Annotated in this window: 14 protein-coding genes and 1 tRNA gene; 9 read left to right on the forward strand and 6 right to left on the reverse strand. The window is 44.6% G+C overall.

The window, feature by feature from the left end; translation table 11 throughout:
• Positions 1–258: 258 nt before the first annotated feature.
• From PUQ00_RS07910 to psbD, 4 genes are all read right to left on the reverse strand, one after another.
• On the reverse strand, positions 259–696 hold the full coding sequence (locus PUQ00_RS07910; RefSeq protein WP_300414892.1) for an Rrf2 family transcriptional regulator: 438 nt from the start codon (positions 694–696) through the stop codon (positions 259–261).
• Positions 697–1,163: 467 nt separating this feature from the next.
• A complete protein-coding gene (locus tag PUQ00_RS07915; RefSeq protein ID WP_300414894.1) occupies positions 1,164–2,897 on the reverse strand; it encodes an iron uptake porin in 1,734 nt (577 codons plus the stop codon).
• Positions 2,898–3,856: 959 nt separating this feature from the next.
• Complete coding sequence (locus PUQ00_RS07920; protein WP_300414896.1) at positions 3,857–4,138, reverse strand: 4a-hydroxytetrahydrobiopterin dehydratase; 282 nt, start codon at positions 4,136–4,138, stop codon at positions 3,857–3,859.
• A gap of 785 nt (positions 4,139–4,923) precedes the next feature.
• Positions 4,924–5,979 (reverse strand): photosystem II D2 protein (photosystem q(a) protein), encoded by a 1,056-nt coding sequence (gene psbD / locus PUQ00_RS07925; protein WP_300414898.1) that lies wholly within the window; start codon positions 5,977–5,979, stop codon positions 4,924–4,926.
• A gap of 210 nt (positions 5,980–6,189) precedes the next feature.
• Between psbD and PUQ00_RS07930 the strand changes: the two genes are divergently transcribed.
• From PUQ00_RS07930 to PUQ00_RS07970, 9 genes are all read left to right on the forward strand, one after another.
• On the forward strand, positions 6,190–6,351 hold the full coding sequence (locus PUQ00_RS07930; RefSeq protein WP_300414900.1) for a hypothetical protein: 162 nt from the start codon (positions 6,190–6,192) through the stop codon (positions 6,349–6,351).
• Between the two features lie 29 nt (positions 6,352–6,380).
• Positions 6,381–6,653: a hypothetical protein gene (locus PUQ00_RS07935; RefSeq protein ID WP_012410874.1), complete on the forward strand. Its 273-nt coding sequence runs from the start codon at positions 6,381–6,383 to the stop codon at positions 6,651–6,653.
• 13 nt (positions 6,654–6,666) lie between these two features.
• The gene (locus PUQ00_RS07940; RefSeq protein ID WP_300414902.1) at positions 6,667–7,344 is read left to right on the forward strand and encodes an ABC transporter ATP-binding protein; all 678 of its coding nucleotides are present in this window, start codon (positions 6,667–6,669) and stop codon (positions 7,342–7,344) included.
• Between the two features lie 562 nt (positions 7,345–7,906).
• Positions 7,907–8,458 (forward strand): NYN domain-containing protein, encoded by a 552-nt coding sequence (locus tag PUQ00_RS07945; protein ID WP_300414904.1) that lies wholly within the window; start codon positions 7,907–7,909, stop codon positions 8,456–8,458.
• A gap of 143 nt (positions 8,459–8,601) precedes the next feature.
• Positions 8,602–8,673 (forward strand) — tRNA-Asn (locus tag PUQ00_RS07950).
• Between the two features lie 24 nt (positions 8,674–8,697).
• Entirely contained in the window at positions 8,698–9,873 is a 1,176-nt protein-coding gene (locus PUQ00_RS07955; RefSeq protein WP_300414906.1) for an aminotransferase class V-fold PLP-dependent enzyme, read from the forward strand.
• A 348-nt stretch (positions 9,874–10,221) separates the two neighbouring features.
• A complete protein-coding gene (locus PUQ00_RS07960) occupies positions 10,222–11,298 on the forward strand; it encodes an ATP-binding protein (protein ID WP_300414908.1) in 1,077 nt (358 codons plus the stop codon).
• 2 nt (positions 11,299–11,300) lie between these two features.
• Positions 11,301–13,682, forward strand: coding sequence for an ATP-binding protein (locus tag PUQ00_RS07965; protein ID WP_300414910.1), 2,382 nt, complete (start codon positions 11,301–11,303; stop codon positions 13,680–13,682).
• 15 nt (positions 13,683–13,697) lie between these two features.
• The gene (locus PUQ00_RS07970; protein WP_300414912.1) at positions 13,698–13,895 is read left to right on the forward strand and encodes a hypothetical protein; all 198 of its coding nucleotides are present in this window, start codon (positions 13,698–13,700) and stop codon (positions 13,893–13,895) included.
• 324 nt (positions 13,896–14,219) lie between these two features.
• On the opposite strand, the gene PUQ00_RS07975 is transcribed toward PUQ00_RS07970, so the two are convergent.
• Both PUQ00_RS07975 and PUQ00_RS07980 read right to left on the reverse strand, forming a co-directional pair.
• Positions 14,220–15,059 carry a M56 family metallopeptidase gene (locus tag PUQ00_RS07975; protein WP_300415033.1) on the reverse strand — a complete coding sequence of 280 codons (840 nt, stop codon included), beginning with the start codon at positions 15,057–15,059 and terminating at the stop codon, positions 14,220–14,222.
• Positions 15,059–15,478: a BlaI/MecI/CopY family transcriptional regulator gene (locus PUQ00_RS07980; RefSeq protein WP_099102645.1), complete on the reverse strand. Its 420-nt coding sequence runs from the start codon at positions 15,476–15,478 to the stop codon at positions 15,059–15,061. Before PUQ00_RS07980 ends, PUQ00_RS07975 begins: the two co-directional genes overlap by 1 nt.
• Positions 15,479–15,731: the final 253 nt, after the last annotated feature.

Genomic DNA, 15,731 nt, shown 5'->3' on the forward strand with positions numbered 1-15,731 from the left:
AGAATACAGGAAAGGTATTCTGTACGACTGGTGGATGAATAATCGGGTTTAAGACACCCACAAAACAAGAAAATTTGGTGGTCAACTTTCGTAGTCGCGGGTCTGAATCCCCGACTGATAGCGTCACGCAAAGCGAGTCCGCGAGCGTCTTGATTCTGACTCCTGAATTCTGACTTCTGAATTCTTCTTCAATAGTTATTAGTCATTGGTCATTTGTCATCAACAAATGACCAATGACTAATGACAAATGACTCTTGACTAAATGTAGTACATGATATCGAACTGCCGCCGGGAATCTCGTTTTTCACAAAGATCCTGGAGCGTATATTTTTGCAACACTGAATTTGCGGCGCGACTTGCTTCTTGCCAAATTTCGTCTATAACCGAACTGTCTACCGTTTTGGAATTAACGTTTTCTTCACAAGTCAGCACCTCTAACCCTTCTAAACATTCTAAAATCTCAAAAAGGATGATTTTTCGGGGTTCTCGCGTTAACAGATAGCCACCTTTTGATCCGCGCTGACTCTTGACTATACCCCCACGCCTCAAGGTTGCTAGTAGCTGTTCCAGATAGCGATCGGGTATGTTTTGTTGTGCTGCAATTTGTCGAATTTGCAGAGGTTCGCCACTTCCGTAATGAGCGGCCATCTCTAATAAGGCCAGAATTGCGTATTCCGATTTACACGATAGTTCCACAAGCAGCAATAAGTTAGGGGTTAGGAATTAGGAGTCAGGAGTAGAGACGCGATTAATCGCGTCTCTACTGGAGTTAGGAGTTATTCAATTTGGATTTTAGATTTCGGCGTGAGCGCTCAGTCCTTAAAAAGCGGGACGTTACGCGTAGCTTGCTTCCCGTTCGCCCCTGGCGTTCCGTAGGGAAGGGTACGACAAGGTTCAGGAACCATCGAACGCTTTTTGCTTGAATCTAAAATTCAAAATTTAAAATCTCAAATTTTTCTTAGTCCGCAGAGGCAGACGAAAGTTTGTGTAGCCGCGAATGACCTTCGCCAGGGCTTCAGATAAAACCCGCCATAACTCCTAACTTTTCTAGTATACTCCGGTTAACCACTGGGGTTTCTTAGTTGTTACTATGGGCAACAAAAAGCCCCGCCTGATGGCGGGGAGCAATAGAGTTCAATAATTGTGAGTGGATAGTGAACACTCTAGAAGGTGAAAGTTGTTCTGAGCGTACCGATAATTGCATCGTCGTTATTGCTGTTCTGACCAGGAGAGGTCAACCAGATTACACCAGGGGTAATTGAGATATTATCAGAGACACGATACTTGTAGAAGCCCTCAAAGTGATAAGGTATATCATTTCCAACAAAACCTGGTCGGTTAAAGGAATAGGGTTCTGCGCCAGCAAAAAGACCTAAAACGTTACCCTTTTTACCGAAATCAGGTAAGGCTAGCCCAACACCATAGCTCCAGGCTTGAAAATCATCATTTGCACCGAAGCCGGAGATATCGTGGTAAGAGACGAAGCCACTAATTGATAGCTTATCGCTGGGTCTAAACGCAGCCTCTACACCGTAGGAATTACTTGAAGCTCCATTTACACTTAGAACGTTAGCTTGATTAGTACCTACTGCTGCAACATTTCCAAAAGTTCCGTTTGCCGTCAAATCTGAATTGAACAAGGAATGACCTGCGCCAGCGCCACTATATCCGTGGACGTAGGTAGCAGCTAAAGCGACGCGATCGCCAACACTAAAGTTCAACTGGCCTAAAGCAGCATAGTCACCGTTGGTCAGACCTTGATTAAGACCAGGATTATTAGCTTGCGATGCCAAGTAACCCCCAGTGATTGAGCTATTTCCCAAAATACCGCCACCTTTACCAAGGGGTAGATTGAACGCTATACCTGCACCACCACCAATCCGATATATAGGACTTTCAGAAGCAAAGGTAGATAATGCGCCGTTACCGCCATCAGTGGTGTCGAAAAAGTAAGGGTTGTTGACGGCTGCATAATGGCTATGCCGTCCGCCACTAGCTGCTAGGTAAACCTGGGCTGGTCCTATGGGAACTTCATAGGTCAAGCGCTCTATACTGACAGAGTTGTTGTTACTATTGCCAGCACCAACTTGAAATGTTTGTGTGCCTTCACCAGTATTGATCGGAGCACCAGCGTTATCAAATTGTGTAAAAGCTGTTGCATTACCAGCAGCGAGACGAGTATGTAATACGTCTCTACCTGTGAAGCTAGTTTGCAAGTCTAAACGTACCCGATCTTGGAAGACGGTATTGTTATTGTCACTAGTCTTACCCCCAAACACATCAGTAACACCAAAAATGGCTTCACCGACTAGTTTGGTAGTAGTCGAGAACTGATTAGCTTCCAATTCAGCAGTCCGCGCTTCTAAGGAATCTACACGACCGCGTAGAGTTGCCAATTCTGCGGAAAATTCTTCTTGTAACCGTTGTAAGGTAGCTAAATCTTGTTTTGTCACCAAGTCAGCCGTTGCTGTGGCAATCAATTCGTTAACCCGATCTAAACAGGCATTCAAACCAGCCGCAAATTCATACCGAGTTAAAGCCCGATTCCCGCGATAAGTGGCATTCGGATAACCTGCAATACAACCATAGCGCTCAACCAAGGACTGCAATGCTTGGAATGCCCAGTCGGTGGGTTGTACGTCGGAAAATTGAGAAACCGATGTTACTTGAGACTGAGAGTTATTTTGGTTGCCTTCGTTGCTGTAGCGGTTAACTTGATCTATCGTTGTTTGAGCAAATATTTCTGGCTGTTGGGCAACTTCCGTTACACTCGATTGTTTGGCTGCTGATACTTGAGTGGCTGTGCTTGGAACGGCAATTGCTGTTGTCGAAACTAACAATGTTGCTCCCAAAACTGCTGGGCTAACCACTAAGGATTTCCATAAGAGATTAGACATTTTCCTTTACTCCTCACACCTTGTTTAGATAATTGGCTTCATTACACCTAAATCTCAAAAATGCGACATCTCATTGAAACCTGTGGATGAGGCATAGTCTGTCACTACTACAATTTTAGTTTTTGCAAAGCTAATAAACGATTAACTTAGGGTTAAAAACTTATGTGATTAACTTATGCAAAAACATATCTTTATATCATAACATTATAAAACATTTGATCTATATGGCAAGATGAGAGCGATCGCCTTAGTAACTGTCACACATACTTATTTAAATATCTAAGCAAGGAGTATGGTTTAGGGCATACGCTCCCTAAGCAAGCTAAATTACTCAAAGCTTTAGACACTTAGCAGCTTGTCAGCAAAAATCACTTTTTGCACTTACGCCTAGTATAAATCGCACACCAGTTAGAACAGACTGACTTGGCTAGATACAAACGTAGGCAAAGCCTTCTCGCAGGGTAGTCCGCCTGGTATTATTTGAATAAAGATAAAATCAGGAATCAAGGTTTTTTAAACCCACGCAATCCAAACCAAAACCCATACTTTTATTGTTAAGCAAGCTATGGGCTACGTCTACCTCAGGAGAGGGATAAGCGGGTTTTGTCTGTGTCGCGCTCACTTCCAGTCCCTTGATGCAAGATGTCAGAAGAAATCACTTACTACAACATTTCATTAATTCGTAGCGAATTCTCTGCGTGCCCACCGTTCGCGTAGGTCTTTCCTTCTCCCAAAGGGAGAGGCTAGCGCCAAGGGAGAAGTTCAGAGACGCTCTCTACGAGACCAAGGCGTAGCTTGCTTGTATTGTAAGGGTACGCGAAAGCGTGACACTAACGGCTTCAGCCGCCGCTCCGACAACTCTGGGCGCTTTACTCTGCGCTCCTATCCTGCGGATCGCGCCGTGCCTATGCGTTTAAATTTCAACCTTCAATTCGCAGCGATTTTACCCAAAGCTCTACTTATTTGATTTGGGAAATCACCTGCGCTACATCAAAGTCTGCCTGTGTCAACCCGCCTGTATCATGTGTTGTCAACGTAATCTTCACTTTGTTGTAGGAAATCTCTATATCTGGATGATGTCCTGCTGACTCAGCCGGCTCCACCAGCTTATTGACAAACTCAATTGCTTGGATAAAATCCTTGAATGTGCGGGTAATTTGCAACTTTGAGTCTTCAACAGTCCAACCTGACAAAACCTTTGCCTGTTCTTGAATTTCCACTTCAGTGAGTAGTTGTGCCATATCAAAAAATTCCTATATATATTTGATTTATTACATCTTGCATCTGACAAAGGCAAACTCCTTTTATTTTCCACGCAGAAAGTATGACAGGAGAAACTAAGACATAATGAGTGTGTATATATTTAAATCAGACTTGGTAGATAGCCGCTATTACTCACATCTCGTCAGACTCCAACGTTTGATGCAAAATATTTTTATTTTTAAGAAAACTTAAATGGGTTGGCTTTGCCCGCCGCAGGCATCGCGATCTAAGTTTTTCAAAGCAACCGTTGAGTAGACAAAATTCACCCACAAAAAACTATCCGCGCTGATTCAGATCAGTTGATCTAAATCAGCGCGGTCTAGCGGGTCTTCAGGTTGCAACCAGACTGCCGGAAGGAACTCCGAGCTTGCCTAGCTACTTGAGCTAACTTAGTCTCTCAAGATGACTAAGGCTAACTTTTAGAGAACAGCTCCGGCACACAGCCGGCTAACTGCAACCTGATGACCCATGGTTATACTACTTTCAATCATGGGCATCACCTCCTTATTGCCTAAGCGGTCTTAATTTCAAAAGGGCAGAGCATTTGCTCTGGTTTCATAACCTTTATCTAACATAACACATAAATTTAGAGATATTAACCATATACAAAAAAAATCCCCCACTAAAAGGTGGGAGATCACTGGAGAATGGGAATATTGACACTTTATTGGTTTATTACAAAAAGATTATTTCATCTGGGTGGTGTCAATTTTCCAGAACCACAACCTTAATTCCGGTCATGGGTCATGGTCGGATTTTAATGTTAGAGAGCGTTACCGCGAGGTAGAACTTCCTCAGGGAATACAAATTGTTCGTGGGGTTGATCTTGAGGAGCCATCCAAGCACGGATACCCTCATTCAGCAAAATATTTTTGGTATAGAAGGTTTCAAACTCAGGGTCTTCCGCCGCCCGTAATTCTTGGGAAACGAAATCATAAGCCCGCAGGTTGAGTGCTAAACCGACGATGCCGACGGCGCTCATCCATAAGCCTGTGACTGGCACAAACAACATGAAGAAGTGCAACCAGCGTTTGTTAGAGAAAGCAATCCCGAAAATCTGTGACCAGAAACGGTTTGCTGTCACCATTGAGTAGGTTTCTTCCGACTGGGTTGGATTGAAGGCGCGGAAGGTGTTAGCACCTTCACCGTCTTCAAACAAGGTATTCTCTACCGTGGCTCCGTGAATGGCGCATAATAAAGCACCACCCAATACACCAGCAACGCCCATCATGTGGAAGGGGTTGAGTGTCCAGTTGTGGAAGCCTTGCAGGAATAGTAGGAATCGAAAAATTGCCGCTACGCCAAAGCTTGGTGCAAAGAACCAGCTCGATTGTCCCAAGGGATACATCAAAAACACGCTGACGAATACCGCAATCGGAGCTGAGAAGGCGAGGGCGTTGTAAGGACGGATACCTACTAGACGCGCAATTTCAAATTGCCGCAACATGAAGCCAATCAAACCGAAGGCTCCGTGTAGAGCTACGAATGGCCACAAACCACCCAATTGGAACCAACGGGTGAGGTCGCCTTGAGCTTCTGGCCCCCACAACAGCAATAGGGAATGTCCCATGCTGTCCGCGGGGGTAGATACTGCCACTGTTAGGAAGTTAGCACCTTCTAGGTAGGAAGAGGCTAATCCGTGGGTGTACCAAGAGGTGACGAAGGTGGTACCGGTCAGCCAACCGCCTAGTGCTAGGAAGGCGCAGGGGAACAATAGTATCCCTGACCAACCTACGAATACGAAGCGATCGCGCTTGAGCCAGTCGTCTAGAACGTCAAACCACCCTCTACTGGGGGCACGTCCAACTGCGATGGTCATTAGAGCAAATCTCCAAATGTTTATAAGTACAGGTTGTATCTGTATTATAGATGGCTAGATGAAAGCCTTCCATAAGCAGAAAGTTAACCGGGTTGTTAACCAAGTTTACAATTTTTTACATACCTTTAATCATATTAGGTGTAAATCGCTAATTTTTCTAGGGGTTTTGTCATAAAAATTAATTTTTTTATCTAGATCAGGGAGAAAGCAATGCCCAATGCCCAATGCCCAATGCCCCATGCCCCATGCCCCATGCCCCATGCCCCATGCCCCATGCCCCATGCCCAATGCCCAATGCCCCATGCCCAATGCCCAATGCCCCATGCCCAATACCCGTATTTCCCTAGAATCACTCAGCTGACGCTAAAATGAGTCCTACAGTTAAATTTGATTATTGCTAAATGTTTACCATCGATTTAAGCATCAGAAACACTGCTTTCCCGATCTCAGTGCAACGTAAGTCAGCAGAGGATGCTGAGGCTGTCTATCAGCTAATTTTGGCAGCAATACGCTCTGGAAACCCTGACATTGTGGAACTCAAGTGCGAGGGCAAGACAGAGAAAAAAATTGCTGTCCGCGCTAGTGAAATTTCTGGGGTGCAGATTGTTCAGAAAGATGGTACAACCCCTGGTGGTGGCAGACCGCCTGGCTTTTTTGCTGTAGCTGCTGAGTAACCAAGGTTGACAAATGGCTCAAGTGGGCATTGAGGTCAAGGATTTGAATTTCAGTTGGCCTAATGGAGAGAAAGTTATCAAATCTTGCTCTTTAGAAGTACCTAAGGGTGAGTTTTGGATGCTCTTGGGTACAAATGGCAGTGGAAAATCAACGTTACTTAGACTGCTGGCGGGGCTATTAGCTCCTGAATCTGGCAAAATTCGGGTTTTGCACCCCGTTGGTTTTGTTTTCCAAAATCCGGATCATCAACTGGTGATGCCAACGGTTGGTGCTGATGTGGCTTTTGGATTGGTAGAAGAAAAGTTGCCGCCTGCTGCTACCAGAGCCAGGGTTGAGGAGGCGCTAGGGGCGGTGAATTTGCTTACCCTGCAACGACGCCCTATCTATGCACTCTCTGGGGGACAGAAACAGCGAGTCGCGATCGCTGGTGCGATCGCCCGTCGCTGTGAAGTCTTATTATTAGATGAACCAACTGCCTTACTAGATCCAGATAGCCAACTAGATTTAGTTGCTGGTGTCCGCCGCCTCGTCAAAAGTCGAGGTCTTACAGCTTTATGGGTAACGCATCGATTAGACGAGTTAAATTACTGTGACGGCGCTTTGTTACTAGAAAAAGGTTCTCTTGTTGATGCGGGTGAAGCCCAGCGCCTTAAACAACGTCTGATGGAGGTAGAGAGCGAAGCCTCTTAATTTCTTAATTAAGTGCTGTTAGCGAATAGCTAGAGTTTACCCGTGTTGAGTCATAAGTTCTGAGTAAAGTAAAAAGTACTGAGGACTTTTGTGCTCAGTAAATACTTCGTCCTTTGTGGGCGGTCTTTTCACTCAGCATGAGTTTAAGAACTCTGAGCGGCGGCTAATGCCGAACAGAAGTTAGGTGACTTTTACTCAGCACTTTTAAATAAAGTACTGCCACGCGCCTTTTTTGAAAAGGCGCGTTTTAAATTAATGGGTTTATTTTAGGTAAGTTTTATCAAACAGAATAAAGGTGCCAGTCGCCAGAATTCACTTGGGTATTTTGTGCGACTGGTGGATGAATAAACGGGTTTAAGACCCCCACAAAACAAGAAAATTTGGTGGTTTTCAATCAGTGGCGGGCCTGAATCCCCCACTGATTGCATTCTGACGAATGTATTCTTCTTCAAGAGCTTATCGCATTTTTATCTTTTGTAACATAGTGTTACACACAATGCATCAATTATTATAAAACTTATGAATGAATTTTGTAAACTCTAGAAAATTGTGATTAAAAACCATGCCCCGTTCCTTACTCCAAGCCGTTTTGTTGGTGGACGGCTACAATATAATTGGCGCTTGGCCTTGCCTTAAAAAAACGCGTGATAGTGTTGGACTAGAGGCAGCACGGGGTGAACTAGTAGAAGCGATGACTGGTTATAGTGCGTTTCAAGGTTATGCAACTCAAATAGTTTTTGATGCCCAATATCAGAATTGCTCTAGTAATAAAGAAATTATTACAGAGCTTTTATCAGTTTATTACACTGATTTTGGGCAAACAGCAGATACTTATATTGAAAAATCCTGTGCGTCTTTTCGCCAGCAAATAGCCCAATGTTTGATTTCTCGTGTGATTGTTGCTACATCAGATCGGGCACAGCAGTTGATGATACAAGGGTATGGGGCTGAATGGTTGTCGGCACAACAACTCTGTGGGGAAGTGGAAGCTACCGTCTGCCGGATGCGACAAAAGTATCATACGCGCAAACAATCTAAGAGTAGGTTTTTAGCCAATGCCATTGATGCTAAGGCGCGGCAGCGTCTGGTTGAATTACGAATGGGATTACAGTAGATATTTAGTATTTAAAAGTCTCTGCTTAAGTTCTTGAATGGATTTTGGCTGCAAAATTTTTATAATTAAGCATTTAAAAAATATATTGGCGAAAGTACTTGCCAAATCCTATTTTTAGCCCTAATATTATAAATCGTGAGTGATCCTCAGTAGCTCAGTGGTAGAGCGATCGACTGTTAATCGATTGGTCGCTGGTTCGAATCCAGCCTGGGGAGTTTGACAATTTCGGATTTTAAATTTTGGATTCTAGATTATCCATCAGAGATTTGTGGTTGCTTGACTCGACTGTGACGTTTCTGAATCATGGGTCTTTTGGTGCTTGTCCTAAACAAGTGCTGGATTTTCAACAAAGACTGCGATCGCAGTTAGAACAGGAACCCTTACGCTTTTTTGGTAGGGAATGGGAACCCCTGCTAGACGATGCCAGAACTAAGCTAGCCGCGTTTATGGGTGCTGATGTCCAAGATTTGGTATTTGTCTCCAATGCAACGACTGGCGTTAATTCGGTGTTAAGGTCGCTGACGTTTTCACCAGGGGACGAAATACTCACAACCAACCACGAATACAATGCTTGCCGCAATGCACTTGATTTTATTGCCAGTCGTACTGGTGCGCGGGTGGTAGTGGCAAAAATTCCTTTCCCGATTGACTCACCACAGCAAGTAGTGGGAGCAGTAATTGAAAGAGTTTCACCAAAAACACGATTAGCACTTTTGGATCATGTTACCAGCCAGACAGGGTTAATCTTCCCGATTCAAGAGTTGGTGAAGGAGTTGCAACAACGGAGTGTAGATACATTGGTAGATGGTGCCCACACACCTGGAATGATTCCCCTCGAATTGCGAGAAATTGGCGCAGCTTATTACACTGGGAATTGTCATAAATGGCTGTGTGCCCCAAAAGGAGCAGCCTTTTTGTACGTGCGACGAGATAAACAGTCAAAAATTCGTCCCTTAACAATTAGCCACGGCACAAATTCGCCACGCACTGATAAAACCCGCTTTCAGTTGGAATTTGACTGGACAGGTACAGACGATCCTACAGCTTATATGTGTGTACCGGAAGCGATCGCTTTTATGGGTTCGTTGCTACCTGGTGGGTGGACAGAATTGATGCAGCAAAATCATCAGCTAGTGTTGCAGGGAAGACAGCTACTTTGTGAAGCGCTAGAAGTGCAGCCGCCTTCTCCAGAAGAGATGATTGGTTCAATGGCGGTTGTGCCATTGCCTACGACTTGGGAAAAGCGCGATTTCATGTCTATACATGATGAGTTGTTTGATAAGTTTGGTATTGAAGTGCAATTGATACCGTGGCCAGAAAAACCTCGGCTGTTGGTAAGGATTTCGGCACAGATTTACAATACTTTAGAGCAATATGAGTATTTGGCAAAGGTGTTAAAGGGCTTGTGCTGTTAATCTAGTTTTAGGAAACTGGCGATCGCATCAACGGTCTGTTTTGCACTTGTAGCAGTGAACATTGGGCCATTTGCCAAATAGATATTTTCTCAAATACCACGTTTAAGGCAAGAGACGCGATGAATCGCCGTCTCTACAAATCGGTTTTTCGTCTTGACGGCGATTTATCGCGTCTTTGTGATCTAAAATTTTTATCAAAAAAACCTTAACTGAACTGTATTGAATGTGGCTTGTCATGATATGGCAAAAGCATATACCCAAGAACTAGATCGTAAAGACATTATCGGGCTAGTGCTATTCTTATAGGTGATAGCACTTAAATTGCTGAAACCAGGATAAACGCTTGACATGACTTCTGGAGCGCTGCCTGACAATCCTTTTGTGGCTGCGGGGATGATTGAAGATCCCAAGCTGTTTGTTGGTCGTAAAGATGAATTACACGCGATCGCATCTCGGATGAAGGGCGATCAGCCTACAAGTATAAATATAGTTGGTGACAAGCACATTGGTAAATCTTCGTTGCTGTATTATTTTGTTCTGACTTGGCAGCAGCGAGTATTACACAACACCAGTCGTTATGTGGTTATTTACTTACCGTTACGGAATGTAGATTGCCAAACTGAAACGGGTTTCTATGAGGCTGTAGCTGAAGGTTTACTAAGTTACGTTCAGGGATGGCAACAACATAGGCTGCAAAATCCTTGGAAGACTAAACCGCTTAATCGTCAAGCATTTTCAGATGCGGTTAAGCAATGGAAACAGCAAGGAAAGCTACCCATTCTTTGTCTGGATGATTTTGAAAGCCTTTTGAAATATCCCGATAAATTCGATAATGGATTTTATGATAATTTGCGATCGCTGATGGATAGCAACGCCTTGATGCTAGTGGTGGCTTCGCGTAAACAACTAAATGTTTATGCTAACGAGCATCGGTTTGTCTCTAGTTTTTTCAATATTGGTCACACTATTTATTTGAAAGAACTAAATACAGATGAGGCTATTGAACTGTCGCGCTTACCAACTCGCTCTACAAATGGTGCTGCTTTGAGTGTAGACGAACAAAATCATGCCCAGCAATGGGGCGATCGTCATCCTTATAAGTTGCAATTGGCTGGTTACTATTTGTGGGAAGCACGTCAACAAGGCAAGGCAATCAAGTGGGCGAAACAGCAGTTTGAACTACAGCTTGCAAATCCTAAATCCAAAGCAAAGGGAAAGTGGTGGCAATTATGGCTGCGTTGGTTAGTTTGGGATTTACCAGTACGTCTGGGTAGAATAGCCAAGTTCATTGGTGGGGCTGTTGATGATGTGAGCAACTGGATTATCGGGATGGTAATTCTGCTTTTGCTCGTTTTGGTTTTGGTGGGTGTGCTGCACTGGAATGAAGTTTGGGATTATCTGCGTGACAAGCTGGGGATAAAGTAGCCATGAGTAACACGTCTCCAGCATCAGGCTTTTGGAGTTATGTGGCTGAATGCGTGCGCCTTTTGTATTGGATTTACTTCAAGCCTTTTACCTTTGAACGTTGGTTGCGTGATATCAATCCAGAATTGAAGCCAACAGATAACATCAATAAACAAGCTGAGTTTTATATTAACCCCCGTCTGCGTCGCTATGCTGGGCAAGCTAGGTGGCTAACTGCTGTAGTACCAATGTTTGCTGTGTTGCTGGTGGCACCAGTTTACACCTTAACTAGTGGTGAGTCATTTAACTGGTTTCAAAGCTGTGTTTTTTTAGTGGGCTGGTTTATAGGAAGGATTCTAAACCGTGGCGGTAATAAAAATAGGCTAGTTATTTTCCTTGTTGCTGCCCTTACCATATTTTTGGCATATCAATTTTTATCGGGCGTGGCGTTCAGCGTGGCGGTAGGCGTGGCCGGAGGCGTAGCGTTCAGCGTGGCGGTAGACGTAGCTGGAGGCGTGGCGGTAGGCGTAGCGGTAGGCGTAGCGTTCAGCGTGGCGGTAGGCGTGGCTGGAGGCGTAGCGTTCAGCGTGGTGGTAGGCGTGGCTGGAGGTGTGGCGTTCAGCGTAGCGCTAGGTGTGGCGTTCAACGTAGCGCTAGGTGTGGCGTTCAGCGTGGCTGGAAGCATAGCGTTTGGCGTGGCGTTCAGCGTGGCGTGGATTTTGGGTGTGTTGCGGGTTTACTTCTGGTTGCCGGAATTATTATGGATACTCACCTTGTTCTTGTTGTTTCCCAATGGAAAGCGGGTAAATTGTTTACGATATTTGCCCCCTCGCTTTGATGAATTGATTATTTTGCCTCTGCCTTTGATGGATATGATGATTGTAGAGGCTTATCGAAAGAACCCAGATGTTGCCCGTGAGACTATTAATTATCTAATTACATCCACCAATCAGCAAAGAGTTGCAGCACAGACAATTTCTGGTATTGCTGTAGATACACTCAATCGTTGTCAATGGTTGAGCGATATTGTGGAGATTGCCAACCAACTAGCGTGGATTCCCTCACCAGCACCAAAGGAACTTGGCGCTGTACTACCCCAATTTTTGGATATTAGTCAGAATGTACGGGCATCACAAGAAGCAACTTCACTTTATCGTCAATATGAGTTACTGAACATTCCTATCACTGCCTTACGCCAACTGGCGCAAAGTCTAGCTTTGACAACAGATGCTCGCGTTGCTGTTTCTTTTAGCAAGACTGTACAAAGCTGGCTAACTATATTAGAAACGGCGCAGCGCACTTTAAACGAACAGGCACAGCAATCAAAAGAAATTCGGCAAGTTTATATTGCTGGTAACTCACTAGACCCGGAAACAGCGAAGAATCGTTTCAAAGGGCGAAGGGACATATTTGAGGAAATCGAATCTTTGACGCTTTCTGAGCAACCGCCAGTTTTGTTACTCTATGGTGGGCGGAGGACAGGGAAAACTTCAGCGCTGAAATATCTACCTTACAGAGTACAAGCAAATATTGTACCTTTGCTGGTAGATTTACAAGGAGCAGCATCAGCTACAACGTTAAAAGGATTGGCTGAGAATTTAGCTCAACAAATTATCGAAGCTGCACGGCGATTACCCCGCAGAGTCTACTTGCCTAATCCAGATGTCAATAAACTAGCTGAAGATCCATTTCCGGCGCTGCAAACTTGGTTAGCAGAAATAGAACGCAACAACTCTGGTAAGCAATTTCTCCTCTGTTTGGATGAATATGAACGCCTGGGTGAGGTGGTGAAAGCAACAAGCAGCCGTGCGCCACTCAATTTTATTCGTAACCTGCTGCAACACCAACGCAAGTGGATTTTACTTTTTAGTGGTTCACAGGAGTTATCTGAACTTGATGATTACTGGAGTGACTATCTAATTAACACCCGTGCTTTGCGAATGACTTACCTGCGAGATTCAGAAGCCCGCGATTTGATTAGACAGCCAGTAGAGAACTTCGGCGATATCTATGAACCAACTGCTATAGATGAAATTATCCGACTTACTCGCTGTCAACCTTATCTCGTTCAGTTGGTGTGTTATGAGTTGGTGGAGTTACTAAACCGCGATATCAGAAGAAACAGGCGAGAAGCAGATACAGCAAAAGTGACTGCACAGGATGTTAAAGAAGTTATACCTGTTGTGCTTGAGCGAGGCGATCAGTATTTTCGGGAATTATGGACGAGTTTAGCACAGAGCGATCGCTCTCTCCTACGCCGGATAATCCACGGGGATACTTCCACACAACAAGACAAGAGCGTTGTCCGCAAACTAACGCGAAAAGAAATTTTGACTCCAGAAGGCAATGCTTTTCAAGTGCCTTTAGTGCAAAAGTATATAGAACAGTTGCTAGAAGAAGAATAAGCCAGCACTACACTAGTGCATCGACCTGCACCTTTGATGCATCGACCTGCACCTTTAATGCATCGACCTGTACCTTTGATGCATCGACCTGCACCTTTGATGCATCGACCTGCACCTTTGATGCATCGACCTGCACCTTTAATGCATCGACCTGCACCTTTAATGCATCGACCTGCACCTTTGATGCATCGACCTGTACCTTTGATGTATTAGCTTGCAAAAATTAAGTAGAGACTAGAACTTACGCACAAGAGATCCCCCAACCCCCTTAAAAAGGGGGCTTTTAAAGTTCCCCCCTTTTTAAGGGGGGTTAGGGGGGATCTAGGTTTCAGGTTTTGAGTACGTAAGTCCTGGAGACATAGCACTGCTACCTCTGTACATTTGTTATTAAGTAGTCGGACACAATTAATTACATAATGTCATTACGAGTGTAACGAAGTGAAACGAAGTAATCGCAAGGGTTGGGATTGCTTCACGACCTTCGCAATGACTGTAAATATTTTTGTTCAGCTACTTAACATCGTTTTTTAATTCAACTTAACTATGAAATATCACAGCCACTAGAGGCAGGAACGCCAGCAGAAAACCATGCCAGGATTGTAATTGAGCTTCTGGAGTTGCTTCTGGTGGTGCTAATAAAGCTTCTACTCTTTGTTCTAAACGATCTGCACCAGAGGAACCCAATGCTGCACAGCAAATTTCCGATAAGACTGGGCTACTACTAACCACTAATAAAAGTGCTTCCGCTAGCACCAGAGGGTCTACCTGCAATGCTGCATAACCATCGGCACGGAGTTCGCGCAAAGCTAAAAGTTCTTCCCACAAAGACTCTGTATTCGGCAACCATGCTGTGCAGGAACGCACCCAACCTAGCCAAAAAAACCAGAACGTATCCCTGTAATAGTGATGCCCTTGCTCATGGGCTAAAACGCTTTCTAAATGAGCAGGTGAGAGAGTTTGCACTAATCCTTGGCTAACTACTAGTTCTGGTTGCCAAAAACCGATTTGACCTGCAAACAGCGCCCCGGTTTGCAGCAGCCTGGCTCGTCTATCGCCAACATTCACTAAGGGGCAGTTACGGGCAGATTCTACAGACTGCCAACCCTGGAAGGCAAGTTTAAGGCATGAAATGGCAAAAAATGCCAAATAAATTAATGCTAGTAAATAGCTAATTGAGCCTGTATACATCCCGCCCATTTCTCCTTGAGGCCCCATGAACAGCACAGCGATCGCTGTCATGAAAATTAACAAGGGCGGGAAGAGGAATAGAAATAGCGATCGCTGCCAGCGCAAACTCCAATTGCCTTGGTGTTGATTCCAAGAGGATCTTAACCACCAGCCAACTGCCAAAGCATTCAAAATCATTATTAGATGCATCATTGTTCCTCCCTCGCTTGGCGTGCAGATTGAATGCGTTTAGCGATCGCTGCTATTTGCTCACTAGCGGCTTCATCTAGGCTATCGGCGAAGGCAGCAACAACATCGGGGTTCCCCACCGCTAGAAATCGCTGTAACTGCTCGTGAGCTTTGATCACATCTGATTGCTGCTTACTCAGCATTGGTCGCCAATAGAATGCCCGCTCTTTCTTATCGCACGCCAGCCAACCTTTATCAGTGAGGCGACGTAAGACGGTGGTGACAGAAGTATACGCTAATTCGCGGTTGGGATCAGCCAGAATGCGATCATGCACATCCTTTACTGTGGCTGAACCAAGTTCCCAGATGATATTTAAAATTTCCGCTTCCAACGGGCCTAAAGATAGTTGTTTAGGGCGGTAGTCGGGTAAAGGTGCCATAGCAATTTCGATGGGGAGTGGGGAAGGTGGGGCCCCCTCTGGGGATAAGGGGTAATGGGGAGTAGGAAGTAGGGACTGGGGAATTAGTGTATGTCCATCCCTTGGCGCTGTAACCTTGAAGCTGTAAATTTTCCCCTTTTAGAAGGTCTGTTCTTGTTTTAGATTACAAGATAGTGCAGCAAGTCTGAAAGTCTAAAACCATAAAAATGGGCTTTTTGAGTATTTATTAGGGATTAGGGACTCTTAAGATTTA

Origin of the sequence: Nostoc sp. S13 (assembly GCF_029379315.1) — a bacterium.
Classification (GTDB): domain Bacteria; phylum Cyanobacteriota; class Cyanobacteriia; order Cyanobacteriales; family Nostocaceae; genus Nostoc.

Bases quoted from the DNA above. Each gene is read 5' to 3' on its own strand.
- PUQ00_RS07915 (WP_300414894.1), bottom strand. From the start codon at position 2,897: ATGTCTAATCTCTTATGGAAATCCTTAGTGGTTAGCCCAGCAGTTTTG.
- PUQ00_RS07920 (WP_300414896.1), bottom strand. From the start codon at position 4,138: ATGGCACAACTACTCACTGAAGTGGAAATTCAAGAACAGGCAAAGGTT.
- psbD (WP_300414898.1), bottom strand. From the start codon at position 5,979: ATGACCATCGCAGTTGGACGTGCCCCCAGTAGAGGGTGGTTTGACGTT.
- PUQ00_RS07930 (WP_300414900.1), top strand. From the start codon at position 6,190: ATGCCCAATGCCCAATGCCCAATGCCCCATGCCCCATGCCCCATGCCC.
- PUQ00_RS07935 (WP_012410874.1), top strand. From the start codon at position 6,381: ATGTTTACCATCGATTTAAGCATCAGAAACACTGCTTTCCCGATCTCA.
- PUQ00_RS07940 (WP_300414902.1), top strand. From the start codon at position 6,667: ATGGCTCAAGTGGGCATTGAGGTCAAGGATTTGAATTTCAGTTGGCCT.
- PUQ00_RS07945 (WP_300414904.1), top strand. From the start codon at position 7,907: ATGCCCCGTTCCTTACTCCAAGCCGTTTTGTTGGTGGACGGCTACAAT.
- PUQ00_RS07960 (WP_300414908.1), top strand. From the start codon at position 10,222: ATGACTTCTGGAGCGCTGCCTGACAATCCTTTTGTGGCTGCGGGGATG.
- PUQ00_RS07965 (WP_300414910.1), top strand. From the start codon at position 11,301: ATGAGTAACACGTCTCCAGCATCAGGCTTTTGGAGTTATGTGGCTGAA.
- PUQ00_RS07975 (WP_300415033.1), bottom strand. From the start codon at position 15,059: ATGCATCTAATAATGATTTTGAATGCTTTGGCAGTTGGCTGGTGGTTA.
- PUQ00_RS07980 (WP_099102645.1), bottom strand. From the start codon at position 15,478: ATGGCACCTTTACCCGACTACCGCCCTAAACAACTATCTTTAGGCCCG.